At 71.4% G+C, this 20126-nt stretch carries 16 protein-coding genes and 1 pseudogene; 8 read left to right on the forward strand and 9 right to left on the reverse strand.

Annotated features, from left to right (window positions below; all coding sequences use genetic code 11):
* A pseudogene (locus IF54_RS39290) lies at window positions 1-1367 on the forward strand (glycoside hydrolase family 48 protein); the annotation flags it as partial.
* Between the two features lie 269 nt (window positions 1368-1636).
* The gene (locus tag IF54_RS0100010) at window positions 1637-4294 is read left to right on the forward strand and encodes a cellulose binding domain-containing protein (protein WP_030313052.1); all 2658 of its coding nucleotides are present in this window, start codon (window positions 1637-1639) and stop codon (window positions 4292-4294) included.
* 31 nt (window positions 4295-4325) lie between these two features.
* On the opposite strand, the gene IF54_RS0100015 is transcribed toward IF54_RS0100010, so the two are convergent.
* Window positions 4326-5069 carry a class I SAM-dependent methyltransferase gene (locus IF54_RS0100015; RefSeq protein ID WP_030313054.1) on the reverse strand — a complete coding sequence of 248 codons (744 nt, stop codon included), beginning with the start codon at window positions 5067-5069 and terminating at the stop codon, window positions 4326-4328.
* Window positions 5070-5073: 4 nt separating this feature from the next.
* Complete coding sequence (locus tag IF54_RS0100020; RefSeq protein ID WP_020133284.1) at window positions 5074-5379, reverse strand: 4a-hydroxytetrahydrobiopterin dehydratase; 306 nt, start codon at window positions 5377-5379, stop codon at window positions 5074-5076.
* Window positions 5380-5621: 242 nt separating this feature from the next.
* Between IF54_RS0100020 and IF54_RS0100025 the strand changes: the two genes are divergently transcribed.
* From IF54_RS0100025 to IF54_RS0100040, 4 genes are all read left to right on the forward strand, one after another.
* Window positions 5622-6446: a helix-turn-helix domain-containing protein gene (locus tag IF54_RS0100025; protein ID WP_030313058.1), complete on the forward strand. Its 825-nt coding sequence runs from the start codon at window positions 5622-5624 to the stop codon at window positions 6444-6446.
* A 218-nt stretch (window positions 6447-6664) separates the two neighbouring features.
* Entirely contained in the window at window positions 6665-7528 is an 864-nt protein-coding gene (locus IF54_RS0100030; RefSeq protein WP_078851823.1) for a helix-turn-helix domain-containing protein, read from the forward strand.
* A gap of 35 nt (window positions 7529-7563) precedes the next feature.
* Window positions 7564-8358 carry an SAM-dependent methyltransferase gene (locus IF54_RS0100035; RefSeq protein WP_030313062.1) on the forward strand — a complete coding sequence of 265 codons (795 nt, stop codon included), beginning with the start codon at window positions 7564-7566 and terminating at the stop codon, window positions 8356-8358.
* A 275-nt stretch (window positions 8359-8633) separates the two neighbouring features.
* Window positions 8634-9098: a nitrate reductase molybdenum cofactor assembly chaperone gene (locus tag IF54_RS0100040; protein ID WP_030313071.1), complete on the forward strand. Its 465-nt coding sequence runs from the start codon at window positions 8634-8636 to the stop codon at window positions 9096-9098.
* Between the two features lie 12 nt (window positions 9099-9110).
* Here IF54_RS0100040 and dnaK read toward each other — a convergent pair whose 3' ends face one another.
* The 7 genes from dnaK to IF54_RS0100075 all read right to left on the reverse strand — a co-directional run bounded on the left by dnaK (window position 9111) and on the right by IF54_RS0100075 (window position 18628).
* Entirely contained in the window at window positions 9111-10997 is a 1887-nt protein-coding gene (gene dnaK, locus IF54_RS0100045) for a molecular chaperone DnaK (protein ID WP_030313073.1), read from the reverse strand.
* Window positions 10998-11137: 140 nt separating this feature from the next.
* Window positions 11138-12520 (reverse strand): hypothetical protein, encoded by a 1383-nt coding sequence (locus tag IF54_RS0100050; protein ID WP_030313075.1) that lies wholly within the window; start codon window positions 12518-12520, stop codon window positions 11138-11140.
* Between the two features lie 83 nt (window positions 12521-12603).
* Window positions 12604-13032 carry an OsmC family peroxiredoxin gene (locus IF54_RS0100055; RefSeq protein ID WP_020133291.1) on the reverse strand — a complete coding sequence of 143 codons (429 nt, stop codon included), beginning with the start codon at window positions 13030-13032 and terminating at the stop codon, window positions 12604-12606.
* A 63-nt stretch (window positions 13033-13095) separates the two neighbouring features.
* On the reverse strand, window positions 13096-14829 hold the full coding sequence (locus IF54_RS0100060) for a DUF2201 family putative metallopeptidase (protein WP_234438902.1): 1734 nt from the start codon (window positions 14827-14829) through the stop codon (window positions 13096-13098).
* A gap of 56 nt (window positions 14830-14885) precedes the next feature.
* Window positions 14886-15947: an ATP-binding protein gene (locus tag IF54_RS0100065; protein ID WP_030313079.1), complete on the reverse strand. Its 1062-nt coding sequence runs from the start codon at window positions 15945-15947 to the stop codon at window positions 14886-14888.
* 157 nt (window positions 15948-16104) lie between these two features.
* Window positions 16105-18075 carry an alkaline phosphatase family protein gene (locus IF54_RS0100070; protein ID WP_420790351.1) on the reverse strand — a complete coding sequence of 657 codons (1971 nt, stop codon included), beginning with the start codon at window positions 18073-18075 and terminating at the stop codon, window positions 16105-16107.
* Window positions 18076-18226: 151 nt separating this feature from the next.
* A complete protein-coding gene (locus tag IF54_RS0100075; protein ID WP_030313082.1) occupies window positions 18227-18628 on the reverse strand; it encodes a hypothetical protein in 402 nt (133 codons plus the stop codon).
* Between the two features lie 83 nt (window positions 18629-18711).
* On the opposite strand from IF54_RS0100075, the gene IF54_RS0100080 reads away from it, so the two are divergent.
* Both IF54_RS0100080 and IF54_RS0100085 read left to right on the forward strand, forming a co-directional pair.
* Window positions 18712-19485: an MBL fold metallo-hydrolase gene (locus IF54_RS0100080; protein WP_030313084.1), complete on the forward strand. Its 774-nt coding sequence runs from the start codon at window positions 18712-18714 to the stop codon at window positions 19483-19485.
* The gene (locus IF54_RS0100085; protein WP_030313086.1) at window positions 19482-20102 is read left to right on the forward strand and encodes a DedA family protein; all 621 of its coding nucleotides are present in this window, start codon (window positions 19482-19484) and stop codon (window positions 20100-20102) included. Before IF54_RS0100080 ends, IF54_RS0100085 begins: the two co-directional genes overlap by 4 nt.
* Window positions 20103-20126: the final 24 nt, after the last annotated feature.

Below are 20126 nucleotides of genomic sequence, written 5' to 3' on the forward strand. Positions count from 1 at the left end.
GTACATGATCCCCACCCACGCCGACCAGCCGACCAACTCCTTCTACAACGCCTCCAAGCCGGCCACCTACGCGCCCGAGCTGGACACCCCCAACGAGTACCCGGCCAAGCTGGACAGCGGTGTGTCGGTGGGGTCGGACCCGATCGCCGGTGAGCTGAAGTCGGCGTACGGCACGGACGACATCTACGGCATGCACTGGCTCCAGGACGTCGACAACGTCTACGGCTACGGCCAAGTGCGAGGCGGGGCCCACGGACACGGGACCGTCGTACATCAACACCTTCCAGCGCGGTGCGCAGGAGTCGGTGTGGGAGACGGTGCCGCAGCCGACCTGCGACGCCTTCAAGTACGGCGGCAAGAACGGGTACTTGGACCTGTTCACCGGTGACTCCTCGGCCGCGTACTGGGCGGACATCTGGGCCAGGCAGCAGGGCAAGGGCTCCGACGTCTCCGCGACCGTGGGCAAGGCCGCGAAGATGGGCGACTACCTGCGGTACGCCATGTACGACAAGTACTTCAAGAAGATCGGCAACTGTGTCGGGCCGTCCACCTGCGCGGCCGGCAGCGGCAAGAACTCCTCGATGTACCTGCTGTCCTGGTACTACGCCTGGGGTGGCGCGACGGACACCTCGGCGGGGTGGGCCTGGCGCATCGGCTCCAGCCACGCGCACAGCGGCTACCAGAACCCGATGGCCGCGTACGCGCTGAGCTCCTACGCCGACCTGAAGCCCAAGTCGGCGACGGGCGCGGCGGACTGGAACACCTCGCTGACCCGGCAGCTGGAGTTCTACCGCTGGCTCCAGTCCGACGAGGGTGCCATCGCGGGCGGTGCGACCAACAGCTGGGCGGGCCGCTACGCCACTCCCCCGGCCGGCAAGTCGACCTTCTACGGGATGTACTACGACGAGCAGCCCGTCTACCACGACCCGCCGTCCAACCAGTGGTTCGGCTTCCAGGCCTGGTCGATGGAACGCGTCGCCGAGTACTACCAGCAGACGGGGAACACGCAGGCCAAGGCGGTCCTCGACAAGTGGGTCAAGTGGGCGCTGTCCAAGACCACCATCAACCCGGACGGCACCTACCGGAGCCTCGGGGTGGCGGTGCCGGAGGACCGTGCGGACTACAACCGGTTCGACGACTCGGTGTACGTGCCGAGCGGGTGGACCGGGACCATGCCGAACGGGGACGCGATCAACTCCTCGTCGACGTTCGAGTCCATCCGGTCCTTCTACAAGAACGACCCTGCCTGGTCGAAGATCCAGGCGTATCTCGCGGGCGGCGCGGTGCCGTCGTTCACGTATCACCGGTTCTGGGCCCAGGCGGACATCGCCCTGGCCATGGGTTCGTACGCGGAGCTACTCGAATAGCCCCCGCCGAGCACTCCGTGGGGAGACCGTTGTCGACTGCGGGTCCGCTGTGGCTGGTCGCGCAGTTCCCCGCGCCCCTGAAAGCGCTACAGGCACCGTTTCTCCCTCGGAGCCGCTCGAAGGCTCCGCGTATAGGCCCCGCCACCTGACGGCGGGGCCGACCGGCCGGGCGGCCCCCTCCCGCACTGGGGGTCGCCCGGCGCTTCTCGCTGTGAACGGAAAGCGCTCCCCCCACTCCGTGCGCTCCCCTTTCCGGAAAGGACTCCTCCGTGCGAAGAACCCGCATCCTGACGGCGGTGCTCGCGCTCGCGGCCGGGCTGCTCGCGGGCACCCCACCCGTGGTGGCCGCCGGCAACACCTCCGAGGTCCCGCTCGCCGCCGACACGTACACCTGGAAGAACGCCCGGATCGACGGCGGCGGATTCGTGCCGGGCATCGTCTTCAACCGCAAGGAGAAGAACCTCGCGTACGCCCGCACGGACATCGGCGGCGCCTATCGCTGGCAGGAGTCCTCGAAGACCTGGACACCGCTGCTGGACTCGGTCGGCTGGGACGACTGGGGGCACACGGGGGTGGTGGGCCTGGCCTCCGACCCGGTGGACCCGGACAAGGTGTACGCGGCCGTGGGGACGTACACGAACAGCTGGGATCCGAAGAACGGCGCGGTCATGCGGTCGTCCGACCGGGGTGCGAGCTGGCAGAAGACCGTGCTGCCCTTCAAGCTCGGCGGCAACATGCCGGGGCGGGGCATGGGCGAGCGGCTCGCCGTCGACCCGAACAAGAACAGCGTGCTGTACCTGGGCGCGCCCAGCGGCAAGGGGCTGTGGCGGTCGACCGACTCGGGCGTCACCTGGTCCCAGGTGACCGCCTTCCCCAACCCCGGCACCTACCAGCAGGATCCGGGCGACACCAGCGGCTACGCAAGCGACAACCAGGGCGTCGTCTGGGTCACCTTCGACGAGTCGACGGGGACGTCAGGGACGGCCACCCGGTCGATCTACGTCGGCGTGGCCGACCTCCAGAACTCGGTGTACCGGTCGACGGACGGCGGCGCGAGCTGGAGCAGGCTCGCCGGGCAGCCGACGGGGTACCTGGCGCACAAGGGCGTCCTGGACGCGGTGAACGGCTATCTGTACCTCACGTACAGCGACAGGGGCGGGCCGTACGACGGCGGCAAGGGCCAGGTGTGGCGGTACGCGACCGCGACCGGCACCTGGACGAACATCAGCCCGGTCGCGGAGGCGGACACCTCCTACGGCTTCAGCGGTCTGACGGTGGACCGGCAGAAGCCCAAGACGATCATGGCGACCGCCTACAGCGCCTGGTGGCCGGACACCCAGATCTTCCGCTCCACGGACAGCGGGGCGACCTGGACGAAGGCGTGGGACTACACGTCGTACCCCGACCGCGCGAACCGCTTCACCCTCGACGTCTCCTCCTCCCCGTGGCTGACCTGGGGCGCGAACCCTTCGCCGCCCGAGCAGTCGCCCAAACTCGGCTGGATGACCGAGTCGTTGGAGATCGACCCGTTCAACTCCAACCGCATGATGTACGGCACGGGAGCGACCCTCTACGGCACGGAGAACCTCACGAACTGGGACTCCGGCGGCAAGTTCACCATCAAGCCGATGGTCCAGGGTCTGGAGGAGACGGCGGTCAACGACCTGGCGTCGCCCCCGTCCGGCGCCCCGCTGCTGAGCGCCCTCGGTGACGTCGGCGGTTTCCGGCACACGGACCTCACCAAGGTCCCGCCGATGATGTTCACCCAGCCGAACTTCACCACGACCACGAGTCTGGACTTCGCCGAGACCAACCCGAACACGGTGGTACGGGTGGGGAACCTGGACTCCGGTCCGCACATCGCGTTCTCGACCGACAACGGGGCCAACTGGTTCGCGGGTACCGACCCTTCGGGGGTGAGCGGGGGCGGCACGGTGGCCGCCTCCTCCGACGGCGGCCGGTTCGTGTGGAGCCCGGACGGCGCTGGAGTGCGGTACACGACGGGTTTCGGTACGTCGTGGTCCGCGTCGAGCGGGATCCCGGCCGGGGCGATCGTGGAGTCGGACCGGGTCGACGCGAAGACCTTCTACGGCTTCAAGTCCGGGAAGTTCTACGTGAGTACGGACGGCGGCGCGACCTTCACGGCCTCGGCGTCGACCGGACTGCCGAGCGGTGACAGCGTACGGTTCAAGGCGCTGCCCGGGGTGAAGGGCGATGTGTGGCTGGCGGGCGGCGCCGCCGACGGGGCGTACGGCCTGTGGCACTCGACCGACTCCGGCGCGAGCTGGACCAGCCTGTCCAACGTCGACCAGGCCGACACCGTCGGCTTCGGGAAGGCGGCGCCGGGGGCGTCGTACCAGACGCTCTACACCAGCGCGAAGATCGGCGGGGCCCGGGGCATCTTCCGTTCCACGGACAAGGGCGCGAGCTGGACCCGCATCAACGACGACGCCCACCAGTGGGGTTGGACGGGTGCGGCCATCACGGGCGACCCCCGGGTGTACGGCCGGGTGTACGTGTCGACGAACGGCCGGGGTGTGATCTACGGCGACACCTCCGACACCGGCGGGGGCGGCCCCACGGATCCGACCGACCCGCCCCCGACGGGCACCTGCGCGGTGACGTACAAGATCACCAACCAGTGGTCGGGCGGTTTCCAGGCAGACGTCCAACTCACCAACACGGGGTCGAGCGCCTGGGCCGGCTGGGCACTTGCCTGGGCCTTCCCCAACGGCCAGACGGTCACCCAGACCTGGAACGCCGAAACCACCCAGTCCACCTCGACGGTCACCGCGAAGAACGTCGGCTGGAACGCCAATGTGGCAGCAGGCTCGTCCGTGGGCTTCGGCTTCACGGGAACCTGGTCGGGCACGAACGGAAAGCCGACGGCATTCAAGGTAGGCGACCGGAGCTGCACGGTGTCCTGAGGTCAGGGCGGGGGCCGAAGCCGAAGTAACTTCAGTAGGCCTTCCGGAAGGCCCGGACGCTGAACACCGGGTCCGCGCGCGGGAGTTCCTGGTCGGGCAGGGCCTCCAGCTGCTCGGCGAACCGTTCGGTGAGCGGTTCGCCGGGCCGCAGCTGGGTGAACCAGCCGCGTCGCAGGTCCGCAGCGGTGCGCCGGGGGCTGCGGCCCTGCCCCCGGCCCGGGAAACGGGCCTGTCCCGCCGGGTGGAGGAGGTGGGCGGCGGCGTACGACTCCACCAGCGGCGCCGCGTCCGGGGCCGGGCGGCGCGGGCGCGGGGCGAGGACGGCGTCGACGTCACTGCCGACGTCGTGCGCGGCGGCCTTGTCGACGGTGGTGACGTACACCCCGCCGGGTCTGAGCACACGGGCGCACTCGGCGACCGCGGCCCGGACGTCCTCGGGCCGGTCGAGGACGTGCAGCAGCCACACGCTGGTCACCGCGTCGAACACCCCGTCGGGGAACGGCAGCGCGCGGCTGTCGGCGAGCACGACCGCGCCGGGCAGCCGTACGGCGGCCATGCGGGCCATGCCGTAGGTCAGGTCGGCGCCGGTGACCCGGGTCGCGGGCCGGGCGGCGGCGAGCCTGCGGGTGACGATTCCGGTGCCGCAGCCCACGTCGAGGAGGTGTCGGGTGCCGGGCGGGACCAGGCCGAGCACCGCGTCGGCGGCCGCGGCGGCCCTGGGCTCGCCGCCGCGGGTGTCGTCGTAGGCGTGGGCCTCCTTGTCGTAGTCGAGCACGGGCTCACTGGGCTCCGTGGCCGGCGGCGAGGGCGTCCACCCGCTGCGCGAGCTGGAAGTCCTTCTCCGTGAGGGCACCGCCCGCACTGTGCGTGTGCACGGCGAGCGCGACCGTGTTGTAGCCGAGCGTGAGGTCGGAGTGGTGGTCGAGTTCCTCCTGGACCTGGGCGATGTGCACGACCATCGCGGTCGCGGCGAAGTGGTCGCCGAGCCGGTACGAGCGGGTGAGGCGGCCGTCGTCGACGGACCAGCCCGGCAGTTCCGCGAGCCGGTCCTCGATCTCCTTCTGCGACAGCGGTTCGACGGGCATGACCTCGCTCCTTCCTGGGGTCGGCTTTCTGTCCAGGCTGCCACAGGACGGGTGCCGCGGTCCTGGTCGGAGGGTTCCCCCGGGTGAGAGGCGGGCCCGGGTCCGGCTGATCTCCGGCCGCTCACCCGCTTGCCGTCCCGGCGAGGCCGTCCGCCACCGTGGGGATCACGGCCGTCCCACGGAGAGGGACGGCGGGTCCACGGCCCGGTCACCTGCTCGCACCCTCGACTACGGTCGTCCTCATGACCACTGCCCCCTCCACCACAACCACCCCCTCCGACCAGGGAGTCGGCCCGCTGCTGCGCGCCTGGCGGGAGCAACGGCGAGTCAGTCAGCTGGAGTTGGCGCTGCGGGCGGACTCCAGCGCCCGGCACATCAGCTTCGTCGAGACGGGCCGCTCCCGGCCGAGCGAGGCGATGGTGCTGCGCCTCGCCGAACATCTGGAGGTACCGGTGCGGGAGCGCAACGCGCTGCTGCTGGCCGCCGGTTACGCTCCGCGCTTCCCCGAGACCCCGTTGGACGACCCTGCCCTGGACGCCGTGCGCGAGGGCATCGAGCGGCTGATCCAGGGCTATGAGCCCTACCCGGCCCTGGTGTTCGACGCGTCGTACCACGTCGTGGCCGCGAACCGCGGGATCATGATGCTCCTCGACGGCGTCCCCGAGTCGCTGCTGCGGCCGCCGCTCAACACCATGCGGCTCACCCTGCACCCGGAGGGTCTCGCCCCGCGCATCCTCAATCTGCCTCAGTGGCGCGGGCATCTGCTGGAACAGATGCGGCGGCAGATCGCCCTGCGCCGCTCCGAGCAGCTGCGTGAGCTGTACGAGGAGGTGGCGGCCTATCCGGTGCCGGACCCGCAGGAGGACACCGGCGCCGAACAGGACGAGCCCGTCCCCTACTTCGCGCTGCCGATGCGGATCGAGCACGAGGGCAGGACGCTGTCGTTCATCTCCTCCACGGCCACCTTCAACACCCCCATGGACGTGACCGTCGCCGAGCTGGCCATCGAGACGTTCCTTCCGGCCGACCCGGCGACCGTCAAGTACCTGCACGCGCTGCTGCCCTGAGGGGGTCCCGGGCCGGAGTGCGCCGGCCCGGGACCCTCGGAACCACGATCCCGCGCTCCCGTGCCGGCGTCGATGACGCGGGAGGTAAGGAGGGCTGGCGGTAAGGAGGCTGGTGGCAAGGAGGCTGGTGGTAAGGAGCAAAGCGAGCGTGACCGGTGAGCGGGACACCGGGACATGACACACTGCACGCAAGCTTCGACGCGTAGGGGAGGCGTGGCGTGAGTGAGCGGCGACCTGCGCCGACCGTGGGCCAAGTGGTGCTCGGCAGGCGGTTGCAGGAACTGCGGGAGGCGGCCGGCCTCAAGCGCGAGGAGGCGGCCCAGGTCCTGCGGGTGGCCCCCGCGACCGTGCGGCGGATGGAAATGGCCGAGGTCGCCCTGAAGATCCCGTACGTTCAGGTGCTCCTGGAGACGTACGGGGTCCCCGCGGCCCAGGTCGAGGACTTCGTCCGGCTGGCCGAGGAGGCCAACCAGCCGGGCTGGTGGCAGCGCTTCCACGACGTGCTGCCCGAGTGGTTCAGCCTCTACGTGAGCCTGGAGGGCGCGGCCGCGATCATCCGCTCCTACGAACCGCACTTCGTGCCCGGCCTTCTCCAGACCGAGGACTACGCGCGGGCCGTCCTGGAGGCCGGGACGATCGGGCAGTCCGGGACGGAGGCGATCGAGCGGCACGTGTCGCTGCGGATGGCCCGCCAGAAGCTCCTGGACCGCCCTGATCCGCCCCACCTGTGGGCGATCATGGACGAGACGGTGCTGCGCCGCCCGGTGAGCATCCGCTCCGAGGTGATGGCCGAGCAGCTGGACAAACTGCTGGAGTTCGCCGAGCGCGACCGGATCACGCTCCAGGTGTGCGAGTTCGAGGAGGGCCCGCACCCGGGGACGTACGCGCCCTTCTCGCTGTTCCGTTTCTCCGAACCGGAGCTGCCCGACATGGTGTTCACCGAGTACCTGACCGGCGCGCTGTACCTGGACTCCCGCCAGGAGGTCGCCACGCATCTGGAGGTCCTGGACCACATGTCGGCGCGGGCCGCGTCGGCCGAGCGGACGAAGAAGCTGCTGCGGGAGCGCCGCGCGGACTTCTGAGCACAGGCATCCTGACGAAGGGGAGAAGACACCGCATGACCGGATCCGACGCGCCCAGGATCGACACCAGCCGGCCGCACCCGGCCCGGGTGTACGACTGGTGGCTGGGCGGCAAGGACAACTACCCGGTGGACGAGGAACTGGCTCGCCGGATCCTCGCCGTGGACGGCACGGTGGTGCGCGGGGCGCGGGCCAACCGCCGGTTCATGCAGCGGGCGGTGCGGACGGCCGCCGAGGCCGGGATCGGCCAGTTCCTGGACATCGGCACCGGCATCCCCACCGAGCCCAACCTGCACCAGGTGGCCCAGGAGGTCGCACCGTCGTCGAGGGTCGTGTACGCGGACAACGACCCGATCGTCCTCAGGCATGCGCAGGCGCTGCTGCACAGCACCCCCGAGGGGGCGACGAACTACGTCCACGCGGATGTCCGCGAGCCGGACACCATTCTGCGGCTGGCGGCCGAGACCCTGGACTTCTCGCAGCCGACCGCCCTGTCCCTGGTCGCGCTGACCCACTATCTGGGCGACGAGGCGTACGGCCTGCTCGCGCGGTACGTCGACGCGCTCGCCCCGGGCAGTTTCCTGATCCTCTCGCAGGTCACGCCCGATCTCAGCCCCCAGGCCATCGAGAAGGCCGCCGAGCAGTTCCGTCGCAGCGGCACGCCGTTCTTCCCTCGCTCGCTGGCCGAGTTCTCCCGGTTCTTCGACGGCCTGGAGCTGCTCGGGCCCGGCGTGATCCCGGTGTCGGGCTGGCGGCCGGGCCCGGAGGACGTGGCGGCCCAGGTGGAGGGCATCGTGCCGGTGTACGCGGGGGTCGCGCGCAAGGCCTGACCCGTACGGGTGCGGATACCGGGTGCGCTCCCGCACCCCGCCCTAGGTTCGAAGGACCCGTGGGCCGAGGAGGGAGCACGCGTGACCGACACCTGGACACCACCGCGGACGTGGCATGTCCCAGCCGACCCGCACGCGGAGCTGCCTCGACCGCGCGGCCGGGCCCCGACCGGCTCGGAAGGCCCGAGGTGCAGACAGCTGCCGTTCGTGTCGGTGGAGGGTCTCCACGCAGCGCGCCCACGGCAGACCACCGACCACGTTCAGGAGGCGGCCCGATGCCCTCGGATGCGGTGTTGTACCAGGCGGCGGCGCTCTGCCTGACGTATCCCGACGACGACTTGCGCGCCCGGCTGCCGCTGTTGCGGGAAGCGGCCCCGCAGCTGCGGGAGTTCGCCGACCACGCGGCCGTGACGTCCGCGCAGGACCTGGCGGCGCACTACGACCGGGTCTTCGGCTCCGGGAACCGGCACAGTCTGTACCTGAGCCGGTGGCAGGACGGCGGCACCCGGAAGCGGTTCAAGGAGGTGTTCCGGGCGGCCGGGCTGGAGTTGACCGGTGAGCAGGTGCCGGACTTCCTGCCCGCGGTGCTGGAGTTCACGGCCCGGACCGGGGACACGGACCTGCTCACCGGACACCGGGAGGGCCTGGAGCGACTGCGCTCCAGGCTCACCGCTGCCGGCACCCCGTACGCGTCGGTCCTGGACGCCGTGTGCGCCGCACTGCCGACGAGGGTGCGCTAGGTCCCCGGTTCCTCAGGCGGCCCCGCCCCTGCGGTCGTTCGCGTCTGTCTCGCTCCTGTCGTCGTCCACGATCTCCGCATCGACGACCCCCTCCTCGTCCTGGGGCGCTGACGTCGGCTCGTCCTGCGGCGGCTGTTGCGGGGTGGCCTGGGCCTGGGCATACATGGCCTGGCCCATCTTCTGGCTGACGGAGGCGAGTTTCTCCACGCCGTCGCGGAGGGGGGCGGTGTCGGCGTTCTCCTCCAGGAGGCGTTTGAGGTCCGCCACCGCCGACTCGACCTCCGTCTTCGTGTCGGCGGGCACCTTGTCGTCGTTCTCCCGGACGAACTTCTCGGTCTGGTAGACGAGTTGCTCGGCCTGGTTGCGGGTCTCGGCGGCCTCGCGGCGCCGGTGGTCCTCCTCGGCGTACTGCTCGGCCTCCCGCATCATGCGGTCGATGTCGTCCTTGGGAAGCGCAGAGCCGCCCGTCACCGTCATCTTCTGCTCGCGCCCGGTGGCGAGGTCCTTCGCCGAGACGTGCATGATCCCGTTCGCGTCGATGTCGAAGGCCACCTCGATCTGGGGAACCCCCCGGGGCGCGGGCGGCAGACCGGTGAGGTCGAAGACGCCGAGCTTCTTGTTGTACGCGGCGATCTCCCGCTCCCCCTGGTAGACCTGGATGCCCACCGAGGGCTGGTTGTCGGCGGCGGTGGTGAAGATCTCCGAACGCCGGGTGGGGATCGTGGTGTTGCGCTCGATGAGCTTCGTCATGATGCCGCCCTTGGTCTCGATCCCCAGGGACAGCGGGGTGACGTCGAGCAACAGCACGTCCTTGACGTCGCCGCGGATGACACCCGCCTGGAGGGCCGCGCCGACCGCGACGACCTCGTCCGGGTTGACGCCCTTGTGCGGGTCCTTGCCGGTGAGCTCCTTGACCAGGTCGGTCACCGCGGGCATCCGGGTCGAGCCGCCGACGAGGATCACGTGGTCGATCGCGCCCACCTTGATGCCCGCGTCCTTGACCGCCTGGTGGAAGGGCGTCTTGCAGCGGTCGAGCAGGTCGGCGGTGAGCTCCTGGAACTGGGCGCGGGTCAGCTTCTCGTCGAGATGCAGGGGGCCCTCGGCGGAGGCGGTGATGTAGGGCAGGTTGATCGTGGTCTCGGAGGACGACGACAGCTCGATCTTCGCCTTCTCGGCGCCCTCGCGGAGTCGTTGCAGTGCCATCTTGTCGTTGCCGAGGTCGACGCCGTACTGCCCCTTGAAGCGCTTGACCAGGTGTTCCACGATCCGGTGGTCCCAGTCGTCGCCGCCGAGACGGGTGTCGCCGTTGGTCGCCTTGACCTCGATGACGCCGTCGCCGATCTCCAGGAGGGACACGTCGAAGGTGCCGCCGCCGAGGTCGAAGACCAGGACCGTCTGCTCCTCGCCCCGGTCGAGTCCGTACGCCAGCGCGGCCGCCGTGGGCTCGTTGATGATCCTGAGGACCTTCAGGCCCGCGATCTCGCCGGCCTCCTTGGTGGCCTGGCGCTGGGTGTCGTCGAAGTAGGCGGGGACGGTGATCACCGCGTCGGTGACGTCCTCGCCCAGATAGGACTCGGCGTCCCGCTTCAGCTTCTGGAGGACCCGCGCGGACAGTTCCTGGGCCCGGTACCGGGTGCCGTCGATCGAGCCCTGGTCCGGGAAGCGCCAGTTCCCGTCGCCCATGTGCCGTTTCACGGAGCGCGCGGTGCGCTCGACGTTGGTGACGGCCTGCCGCTTGGCGACCTCGCCCACGAGCACTTCGCCGTTCTTGGCGAAGGCCACGACCGACGGTGTGGTCCTGGCCCCCTCCGCGTTGGCGACGACCGTGGACTCACCGCCCTCCAGCACGGCCACCACCGAGTTCGTGGTCCCGAGATCGATCCCGACCGCCCGTCCCATCGCCGTCCCCTTCCACCAGGAGTTCCGCCCAGGAGTTCCGCTTCGCCCGGAGTCCCGCTTGCGCCAGGAGTTCCGCTTGCGCCAGGAGTCCCGTCAGGGAGCCTTCCCGCACTCCAGCACAAAACTTGAGCGCGTTCTTGTCAATGGCGCGCGGGGTCCCGCTCAGGGGAACGAGTACCCCGCGGCCGGGGGGCGGGCACCGGTACGGACCTGTTCACCTGCGAGGTGGCCAGGAAGGAGCCGGAACGCCGGCTGACCCGCCTGAGCAGCAGGTACCCGATCACGGCGAGGGCGATGAAGGGCAGCCAGGCCAGCAGATAGGCCGGGAGGTAGTGGGCGTCGAAGATGGAGCGCCGGTTGTCCACGGTGGAGGCGTTGGCCCCGAAGAACCCGAGCAGCAGCGTCGGCGGCAGCGCGATACCGGTGGCCACCGCGGCGAGCGCCGAGACCGTACGGTCCCTGCGGTCGTCGCGCTCGGCGAGCTGGGCGTCCAGGGCCGCGGAGCGGGCGCTGATCACCGAGGTCAGGCGCTCGACCATACGGGCCGAGTTGTCCAGGCCGGCGGGGATGCCGAGGGCGTCCCGCAGCGAGGACTGGAAGGACTGCATGACCGTCTCCGGGATCAGCAGGCCGTCGACGTACGCCTCGACCCCGAAGGCCAGGTCCAGCTGGAGTTCGTTGACCCCGTCGGAGAGCCGGGAGATCAGCCTGCGGATCTCGTACGGCGACTCGGCCGCGGCCCGTTCGTTGGCGCGCATGGTCCCGAAGGCGGCCAGCCGGGTGCGCTGGAGGACGGCGAGCGCGGAGACCATGCCGACCGCCACCAGGGTCAGCCCGTTCTCCACGTGTTCGGCCCATCCGGCGTGCACGGAGACCCCCCGGCCGTGGGCGGACAGGGTGCGGCCGTTCCTCATGAGGTGGGGCGGCCCGGAGGTGGAGGACCGGCCGCGGTACACGATCTCGTGGAGCAGGGCGGCCTGCCGGATCTCGTCGGGGTCCAGCAGGTCGCGCTTCAACTCGCCGCCGGGAAAGACCAGTTGGTGGACGTTCTGGCCGAAGGCGAGCGGTTCGGCCGGGGTGAGCCGTCCGTTGAGCGAGTCGAGCAGGCCGGCGGCGCCGAGGGTGATCCGGTCCCGGTGGAAACAGGTGTCGGCGAGCCAGGCCGCGAGGCCCTCGGGCGGTGTCTGCCCGGCGAATCCGCAGTCCAGGGCCAGGGTGACGTCCCCGCGCGGGGTGGCGACGACGGCGATCTGGAGGGAGGCGAGGTCGAGGCCGTGGTCGCCGTGCGGCAGCCCGAGTTCCGCGGGCGGCACGTCCTCGACGAGCACCGGCACGGGCAGCACGGCCTCGCTGGACGCCAGGTGCAGGGCGAAGCGGCCGAAGTCGAAGGTGTCGACGAGGCTGCCCGGCGAGGGCAGCCCGGGGTCCAGCCGTCCGGTCAGGCTGAACAGCGCCACGACACGGGTCAGTTCACGGGTGCCGGAGTCCAGTGCCGTCGTACCGGCGGCCGTTCCCGGAATCATCGCGCTTCCTTTCACACCACCGGTCCGGTGCCGGACCGGACTTCGCGCAGACCGCCCCGGACGAGCGGCCTGCGCGAAAGGGTTCAGGCCAGCTTCGCATCCAGGGTGATCGGCACGGCCTTCAGGGCCTGGCTGACCGGGCAGTTGGCCTTGGCGTCGGCCGCGGCGGCGGCGAAGCCCTCCTCGTCGAGGCCCGGCACGGTGCCCTCGACGGTGAGGTGGATGCCGGTGATGCCCTCGCCCGGCTGGAAGCTGACGTCGGCCGAGGTGACGAGCTTGGTGGGCGGGGTGCCCGCGCCGCTCAGGGCGTGCGACAGCGCCATCGAGAAGCAGCTGGAGTGCGCGGCGGCGATCAGCTCCTCGGGGCTGGTCTTGCCGTTGGCGTCCTGGGAGCGCGAGGCCCACGTGACCGGCTGTGCCGCGATGGCACCGGAGGAGTCGAAGTCGACGACACCGCTCCCCTCGAGGAGGTTGCCTTCCCAGACGGTGTGTGCGGAGCGCGTGGTAGCCACGATCAGTCCTTTCCTGTGGTCCCGCTGACGGGGGTTGCGGAACCCATCCGATCACACTACGGCTCAGCTCACCCGGAAGACCGGCCCGCGGGCGGTGAACGGCAGCCGGGCCCCCTGCGGGATGAGGTAGGCGTGCTCGCGCCGGACCCGCAGGACGTCGCACCAGCCGTCGGTGATCACCAGCACGGGCGCGCCCGCGGGGAAGTCGTCGGCGCGGTGCAGCAGGTCGATGCCGGGCTGGAGGACGGTGCCGCCGCGGCCGTGCACCCGGACCCGCTGGGCGATCTCGGTCACGGGCAGATAGCCGGCGTCGTGCGGGGCCGCGTCGCAGAACACGACCCGCGCGGCCGGTACGTCCCGGGCCTCGGCGTACGAGGCGATCGCGCCGAGCGCCTTGCCGAGCAGGGTGCGGCTCATCGAGCCGGAGGTGTCCAGGACGACTCCGAAGGTGCAGCGGGCGATCTCCTCGGGCGGGAACCAGCGTCCGGCGCGCGGGATGCCGGGGGTGGCGGACTGGCGGCGCGAGGGACGGGCGTAGGACCGCTGGGGGTGCGGGCTCGGCACGAACTCGTCGAACCAGCGGGCGAGTTGTGCGTCCCAGGGCAGGGGTGGGTGACTGAGCGCGCGGATCTCCTCGACGAGTCCGCCGGGCAGGAAGCCGCGCTCCTGCTGCTGGTGCAGGTCCAGGCCCCGGGCGAGGCCACGGCGGTAGAACTCGTCGAGGTCGACGTAGTCGCGGGGCGAGCCGAGGGGGCCGCCCAGGATGTCGCCGACGCCCTTGCCGCGCAGGGTGGCCAGCCGGCGCATGCGGCGCAGGTCGCCGGCGATGCGGTCGTAGACCTCCTCGGAGGACAGTCCGGCCAGTTGCGGGTCGTGGAGCAGGCCCTCGGGCATGGTGCCGATCTGCATCTCGTTCAGCCAGCCGTTGATGACGTAGTCGCAGGCGATGTTGAAGAGGTAGGGGTCGCGGGTGCCGCAGCGGTCGCCGTGGCGCAGTGCGGCGTGCAGCATCTCGTGGGCGAGGATGAACCGCCATTCCTCGTCCTCGAAGCGGCGCAGCGGGTTGACGTAGATCTCGGCGGCCTCGGTGTTCACGGCGGCGATCGCGATGCCGTGGGCGCGGGCGAGTTCGGCGTCGGCGACCAGTTCGATGCCGGCCGCGATGCCGCCGAGCAGCGGGTAGGAGGTGATGAACCAGCTCAGGGCCCGCTCCCAGGGGCGGCGGGGCGGGCGTTCGCCGGTCAGGGAGTCGCGGCGGCCGCCGGCCACGTCCATGGCCGCCGAGACGGTCCGGGTGAGCGCGGTGGCGAACGCCAGCTGGTGGTCGGGGGGCGGTACGGAATAGCCGTACCACGGCATGAGCACCTGGTCGGGGCGGTCATGGGCGGTGCCGCAGCGCTCGTACGCGGCGGGCAGCCCGTGGCGCCGCCAGCGGGCGGCGAGCTGCTCCTCGTCGCCGTCGGGGTAGGAGGCGGGCAGGTCCTCGGGGGCCTCGCCCACGGGGAAGCCGAGCAGGAAGCGGTTGACGACGACACAGCGGGCGGCGAGGTCGAACCGGTCCGGCTGCACGCGGGGGCCCTTGGCGGCCGGGACGTGCCCGAAGCCGAGGTGGAGGACGGCGTGGGCGAGGGCCCAGGCCCAGGCCGCGGGCTCGGCCAACCGGTGGGGGTGGACGTGCAGTTCGCCGTGGGAGTCGACGGCCACGAGCCCGTCCCGGGGCGCGTACTCGCACTTCTCGTCGCGGCAGACGTCGAACTCGACCGCGGCGAGCGCCGGGTTGGCCTTCAGCAGCCGCATCCCCTCCGCGAAGGCCTCGGCGGCGAGGTCCCGCTTCTTCTTGGCGGGCTGCTGTTTCACCGCCGCGCCTCCACCAGCCTGGGCATGTCCCGGGCCGCCTCGACGAGGAACCAGGAGGGCAGGACGGGGTTGCCGTCCTCGTCGGAGGCGATGACGGTCTGGGCCACCTCGACGGAGATCTCGGCGAGTTGGACGAGCAGCGACTTGGCGCGGTAGGCGGTCTGGCGGCCGGCGGCCGACATGTGCTCCTTTCCGGCCGGGAGTTCCTTGATGAGACGGCCGCGGAAGGACTCGGCGAGGTAGTAGAGCAGGTCCCGGTCCTCCAGGCGGTTCGGCCAGCGGGCCTCGCCCTTGATGATGGCCTCGATGCCGAACCGGCTGCGCACGATCTTGACGTAGCCGCAGAACGCGGTGGCGTGCCGGGGGGTGAGCGTGCCGTGCGCGAGGACCTGGAGGGTCTCCTCGTCGAGGTCCCGGCCGAAGGAGTGCAGCGCGTCGGAGAGCATGTGCCAGGAGCGGGGCGTGGAGAAGGGCTCCTCGGTCTTGGGCGGCTTGGACCACAGGTGGTCGGGCCGGTCCGTGAGGTGGTCGAGGATCCAGGGGTGGATGCCGTGCTCGCCGGCCCACACCAGCCAGTCCTTCGCGGAGACTTCCAGGTGGACGTGGGTGAGGCGGTTGACGAGGGCGGAGGCGATGGGGCGGGCCAGCGCATTGTCGGTGGCCCGGTTGCCGGCGCCGATGACGATGGAGCCCTCGGGGAGTTCGTAATCCCCGATCCGGCGGTCCAGGATGAGCGAGTAGAACGCCTTCTGCACGTCCGGGGTGGCCGCGTTCAGCTCGTCCAGGAACAGGCAGTACGGCTCGTCGCGCGCGATGGACTCCGGCGGGCAGAACACGGAGCGGCCGTCGCGGATCTGCGGCACCCCGATGAGGTCCTCGGGAGCGAGCTGCGTACCGATGAGGCTCACGCACTCCAGCCCCAGCGAGGCGGCGAACTCCCGGACCAGGGAGGACTTCCCGATGCCGGGGGCACCCCAGACGAAGACGGGCCGCACGGTGGCGAGGCCGAGGAGGAGTTCGGGGATACGAGAGGGCGTGACGGTGACGGCAGCCTGCAAAGCGGTGGCTCCAGGGGTGTTCGAAAAGGGAGGTGCAACTCGAACAGTGTGGTTGCCCGGCCACACGAACGCAGCTGAATTTTCGCAGGGTGCCTGTACCCACTCAGGGGCGCGGGGAACTGCGCGACAAGCCCCCCACGGGCCCGCAGCCAGACAACTACGCGGCCGTCTCCTCTGGCGCAGTCACCGGCACTTGAGGACCCCCCGCTTCATCCAGCCACCGACGCAGCACCCGGTGAACCCCCTCCGCCCCGGCGAGCCCCTCCGGCGGCGCGGACAAGGCGAGCGGCGACAACAGGAAAGGCTTCCCCTGTGCGCCCCCCAGCCCCCCGTGGGACCCGATCTGCTCCTCGAAGGCCAGCACCTCGCCCTCGGCCGGGTCGTACCAGGAGTTGACCATGATGTCGGCGGTGTGCGGGAAGGAGTGCGTACGGCGCACCGCCTCGACCGCGCCGGGCCCGAAGTCGGCCAACGGCCCCGGGTTCTCGTCGAGTCGGTCCAGCGGTATCTCGGTGCCGAAGGGTCCGAGGACCACCCCGCCGTGCTCCTCGCTGCGCACCAGGAGGAACCCGATGCCGGGGTGGTTGGCGAGCGTGGTCAGCAGGGCCGGGTGCCGTGCGTCGATCTCCTCCTTGCTCATCCGGTGGGGCACATCGGGGAAGGACACCAGCCCGAGGTTGCCCGAGGCCAGCACGATCGGCTCGGAGTCCCGCGCAGGCCGGTACTGCTCGCGGCTTTCCTTGCCCGGCCGGCGCAGTGCGGCCCGGACGGCGGCGCGGGCCTCGGCCCCGCTGTGGGTGCGCTCGGCCTTGCGCGGCACGGGCAGCCCGCAGCCGGCCCGGACCAGGTTGGCGAGGGTCAGGCCGTAGCGGGTGCGGAAGGTCTCGCCTGGGCTCTGGCCGTGGTCGGAGAGGAGCACGATCCGGTACCGGCGCGGGGCGTGCTCGGCAGCGTTCTCGATCAGGGCGAGCGAACGGTCGAGGCGCTGGAGAACCTTCCCGGCGTCCCGGCTCATGGGTCCGGAGTGGTGGGCGACCTCGTCGTAGGCCACGAGGTCGGCGTAGATCGCGGTGTGCCCGGCGAGCATGTCGCCCATGACGGCGGCGACCACGACGTCCCGTTCCACGACGGTCGCGAAGGCCCGCACGAGCGGGTACAGGCCCCCGCGGCTCACACGCGGGCGCTCCTTGCGGGCGCGGGCGAGGACGGACTGGCCGATCTCGCGGCCGACCTCGGCGAAGAAGGACAGGGCGGTGCGGACCGCGTTGGCGGGGTCGGAGAAGTAGGCGAAGTAGCCCGCGCGGGAGCGGGTCTCGCGGCTGCGGCGGCGGGTGGCGATGGACAGGACGAGGGCCTGTTCCTCGGCACCGCCCGAGAAGAGGTTGCCGCGGCTGGCGCCGTCCACGGCCAGCAGTCCGCCGTGTCCGGCCCGCTCCACGGCCCGTCGCTGGAGCTCGACGGCGCTGGTGGGCCGGTTGCAGACCATCACCTCGCCGCGGTCCTTCTCGTACCAGCGGAAGGCGGGGACGTCGTGGTTGCTGCCGTGCAGGATGCCGAGCTGGCTGGCGCCGGTCTGGCTGGACCAGTCGGTGCGCCAGGCGGTGAGCCGGTGGGTGGGGCGCTCCAGCCAGCGGGCGACGGTGGGCATCAGGCCCTTGCCGACGGCGTCGAGCAGGACGTCGTGCCCGACGCCGTCGAGCTGGAGGAAGAGGGTGCCGGGGGTGGCGGTGCCGGGCGGGTGGCTTCTTCGTCGGCGGTCGGCGAGCCGGTAGAGCCGGCGCCGGTAGGCGTCGTCGTCGCGTACCGCGAGCGCGCCGCCGGTGGCGGAGGCCACGGCCGACATCACGGCGGCCACCACCACGGCCGTCTCGGGGGCCACCTCGCCCCGCCCGGACGGGTTGAGCCGCAGGGCGAGCAGCAGCAGGGAGCCGTTGAGCACGAAGACCAGCAGCCCGAGGACGAGGGTGGGCACGAGCAGGAAGAGCCGCACGAGCAGCGGCCACACCACGGCCGACAGCAGGCCGAAGGCGCCCGCGCCGAACGCGGCCGTGACGGCGATCCGGGTGGCGCTGTCCCCGTCGGGGGACTGGATCTGGAAGTCCGGCAGGATGCCGGCCAGCACGAGCATGGTGAGCGTGGAGACCGCCCACACCGTGACGCTCCGCCCGACCTGACTGGCCACCCGCTGCCAACGCCCCGCCACCACGCCCGGTACACCTCACGTCCTGGCCCGTCGTCGGTGCGGGCGCTGGGACCAGCGTGTCACACGGGTCGGACAGTCACCGTCCGTCGTATCCCGCCGTCGGCATCGACAGCCTGCGGTGCACGCTGGCCTTCATCTGGGCGTCGTAGCGGGGCTCGGCGAAGCCCACCGTCTCCACCCGCACCCCGCGCCGGGCGCACTCCGCGGCGAACTCCTCCACGGACGACAGGGCGCTCTCCAGGACCCGGCGGCTGGGTGCGACGAACAGGTCGCTGCCGGCCCGCACTCCGTCCCACAGCACGCAGTGGTCGGCTCTGAGCCCCCGCACCAGCAGTTCCCGCCGCACGGTGTACCCGCGCTCGGCGGCCCAGCGCGCGCACATCGCGTGCTGACTGCGGGAGTCCACCAGGAAGGGATCGGCGTCCAGCTCTTCCAACGGCGTCAGACTCGCGATCGCCGTGACACGGACCGATCCCATGGTGTCCCCCTCACCTCCGGGTTTCGCCGCCGACCCTACTCCAGCCCGTAGGCTTCGGGGAGTCGCGCGGAGGAGGCAAAGAGGTGCCGGTGGAGATCACCTGGTGGGGTCACGCGACCTGCACGGTCACGGATGCGGACGTACGTGTGCTCACCGACCCCCTGTTCGCACGCCGGCTCGCGCATCTGCGCCGCCGCCGCGGAGCGGTACCGCCCCCCGACGCCTGGCAGGCGGAGGTCGCGCTCGTCTCCCATCTGCACGCCGACCATCTGCACGTTCCCTCGCTGGCCCGGCTCGCGCCGGGCACGCACCTGCTCGTGCCCCGGGGCGCACCACGCCAGGTGCCGGGGCTGCGCCGGCTCACCCACCTCCGGGTGGACGAGGTGGCGCCGGGGGACGAACGCCGGATCGGCGACCTCCTGATACGCGCGGTTCCCGCCCTGCACGACGGGCGGCGCCTGCCGGTGGGCCCGCACCGCTCCCCCGCGCTCGGTTACGTCGTCGAGGGCTCGGCACGGACGTACTTCGCCGGGGACACCGGGCTGTTCGACGACATGGCCAAGGAGGTCGGCCCGGTCGACGTGGCCCTGCTGCCGGTCGGCGGGTGGGGGCCGTACCTCGGGGAGGGGCATCTCGACGCGGGGCGCGCGGCCCGGGCGCTGGCGCAGCTCTCGCCGCGCAGTGCGGTGCCGGTGCACTACGGGACGTACTGGCCGATCGGGATGGACGCGGTGCGGCCGCACGAATTCCACGCGCCGGGCGCCGAGTTCGTGCGGTGGGCGGCCGAGTTCGCGCCGGAGGTGGACGTGCACCGGCTCGAACACGGGGAGAGTGTGCGGTTGGAGGTCGCGCGGTGACGTGGCTCGCAGCCGCCTCCACGGGGGCGGCGCCGGGGGCGGCGGGGCAGGCGATCGGCTATCCGACGCTGTTCCTGCTGGTGTTTCTGGGGGCGTTGGTGCCCGTGGTGCCGACGGGGGCGCTGGTGAGTTCGGCCGCGGTGGTGGCCTTCCACCGGACCGAGCCGCTGAGCCTGACGCTGGTGTTCGTCACCGCCTCGCTCGCCGCGTTCCTCGGGGACATCGCGCTGTACTGGCTGGGGCGGCGCGGGATGCGGTCGAAGAACGGCTCGCGGTGGCTGGAGGCGATCCGGCGCCGGGCCCCTGAGGAGCGGCTCGCGCAGGCGCAGGGGAAGCTGGCGGACCACGGGATCGCGCTGCTGGTGCTGTCCCGGCTGGTGCCGGCCGGGCGGATTCCGGTGATGCTGGCGTGTCTGATGGCGGAGTGGCCGCTGCGGCGGTTCGTGCGCGGGAATCTGCCGGCGTGTCTGGCGTGGGCGGTGACGTATCAGTTGATCGGGATTCTCGGGGGTTCGTTGTTCGAGGAGCCTTGGGAGGGTGTGCTGGCGGCGGTGGTGCTGACCGTGACGATCAGTGTGGCGCCTAGTGTGTGGAAGCGGGTTCGGACTGGGGACTGAGGGTTCGTCGCGGGGTGCGGCGAC

The sequence above is a fragment of the Streptomyces sp. NRRL B-3229 genome (assembly GCF_000719505.1).
GTDB lineage: Bacteria > Actinomycetota > Actinomycetes > Streptomycetales > Streptomycetaceae > Streptomyces > Streptomyces griseorubiginosus.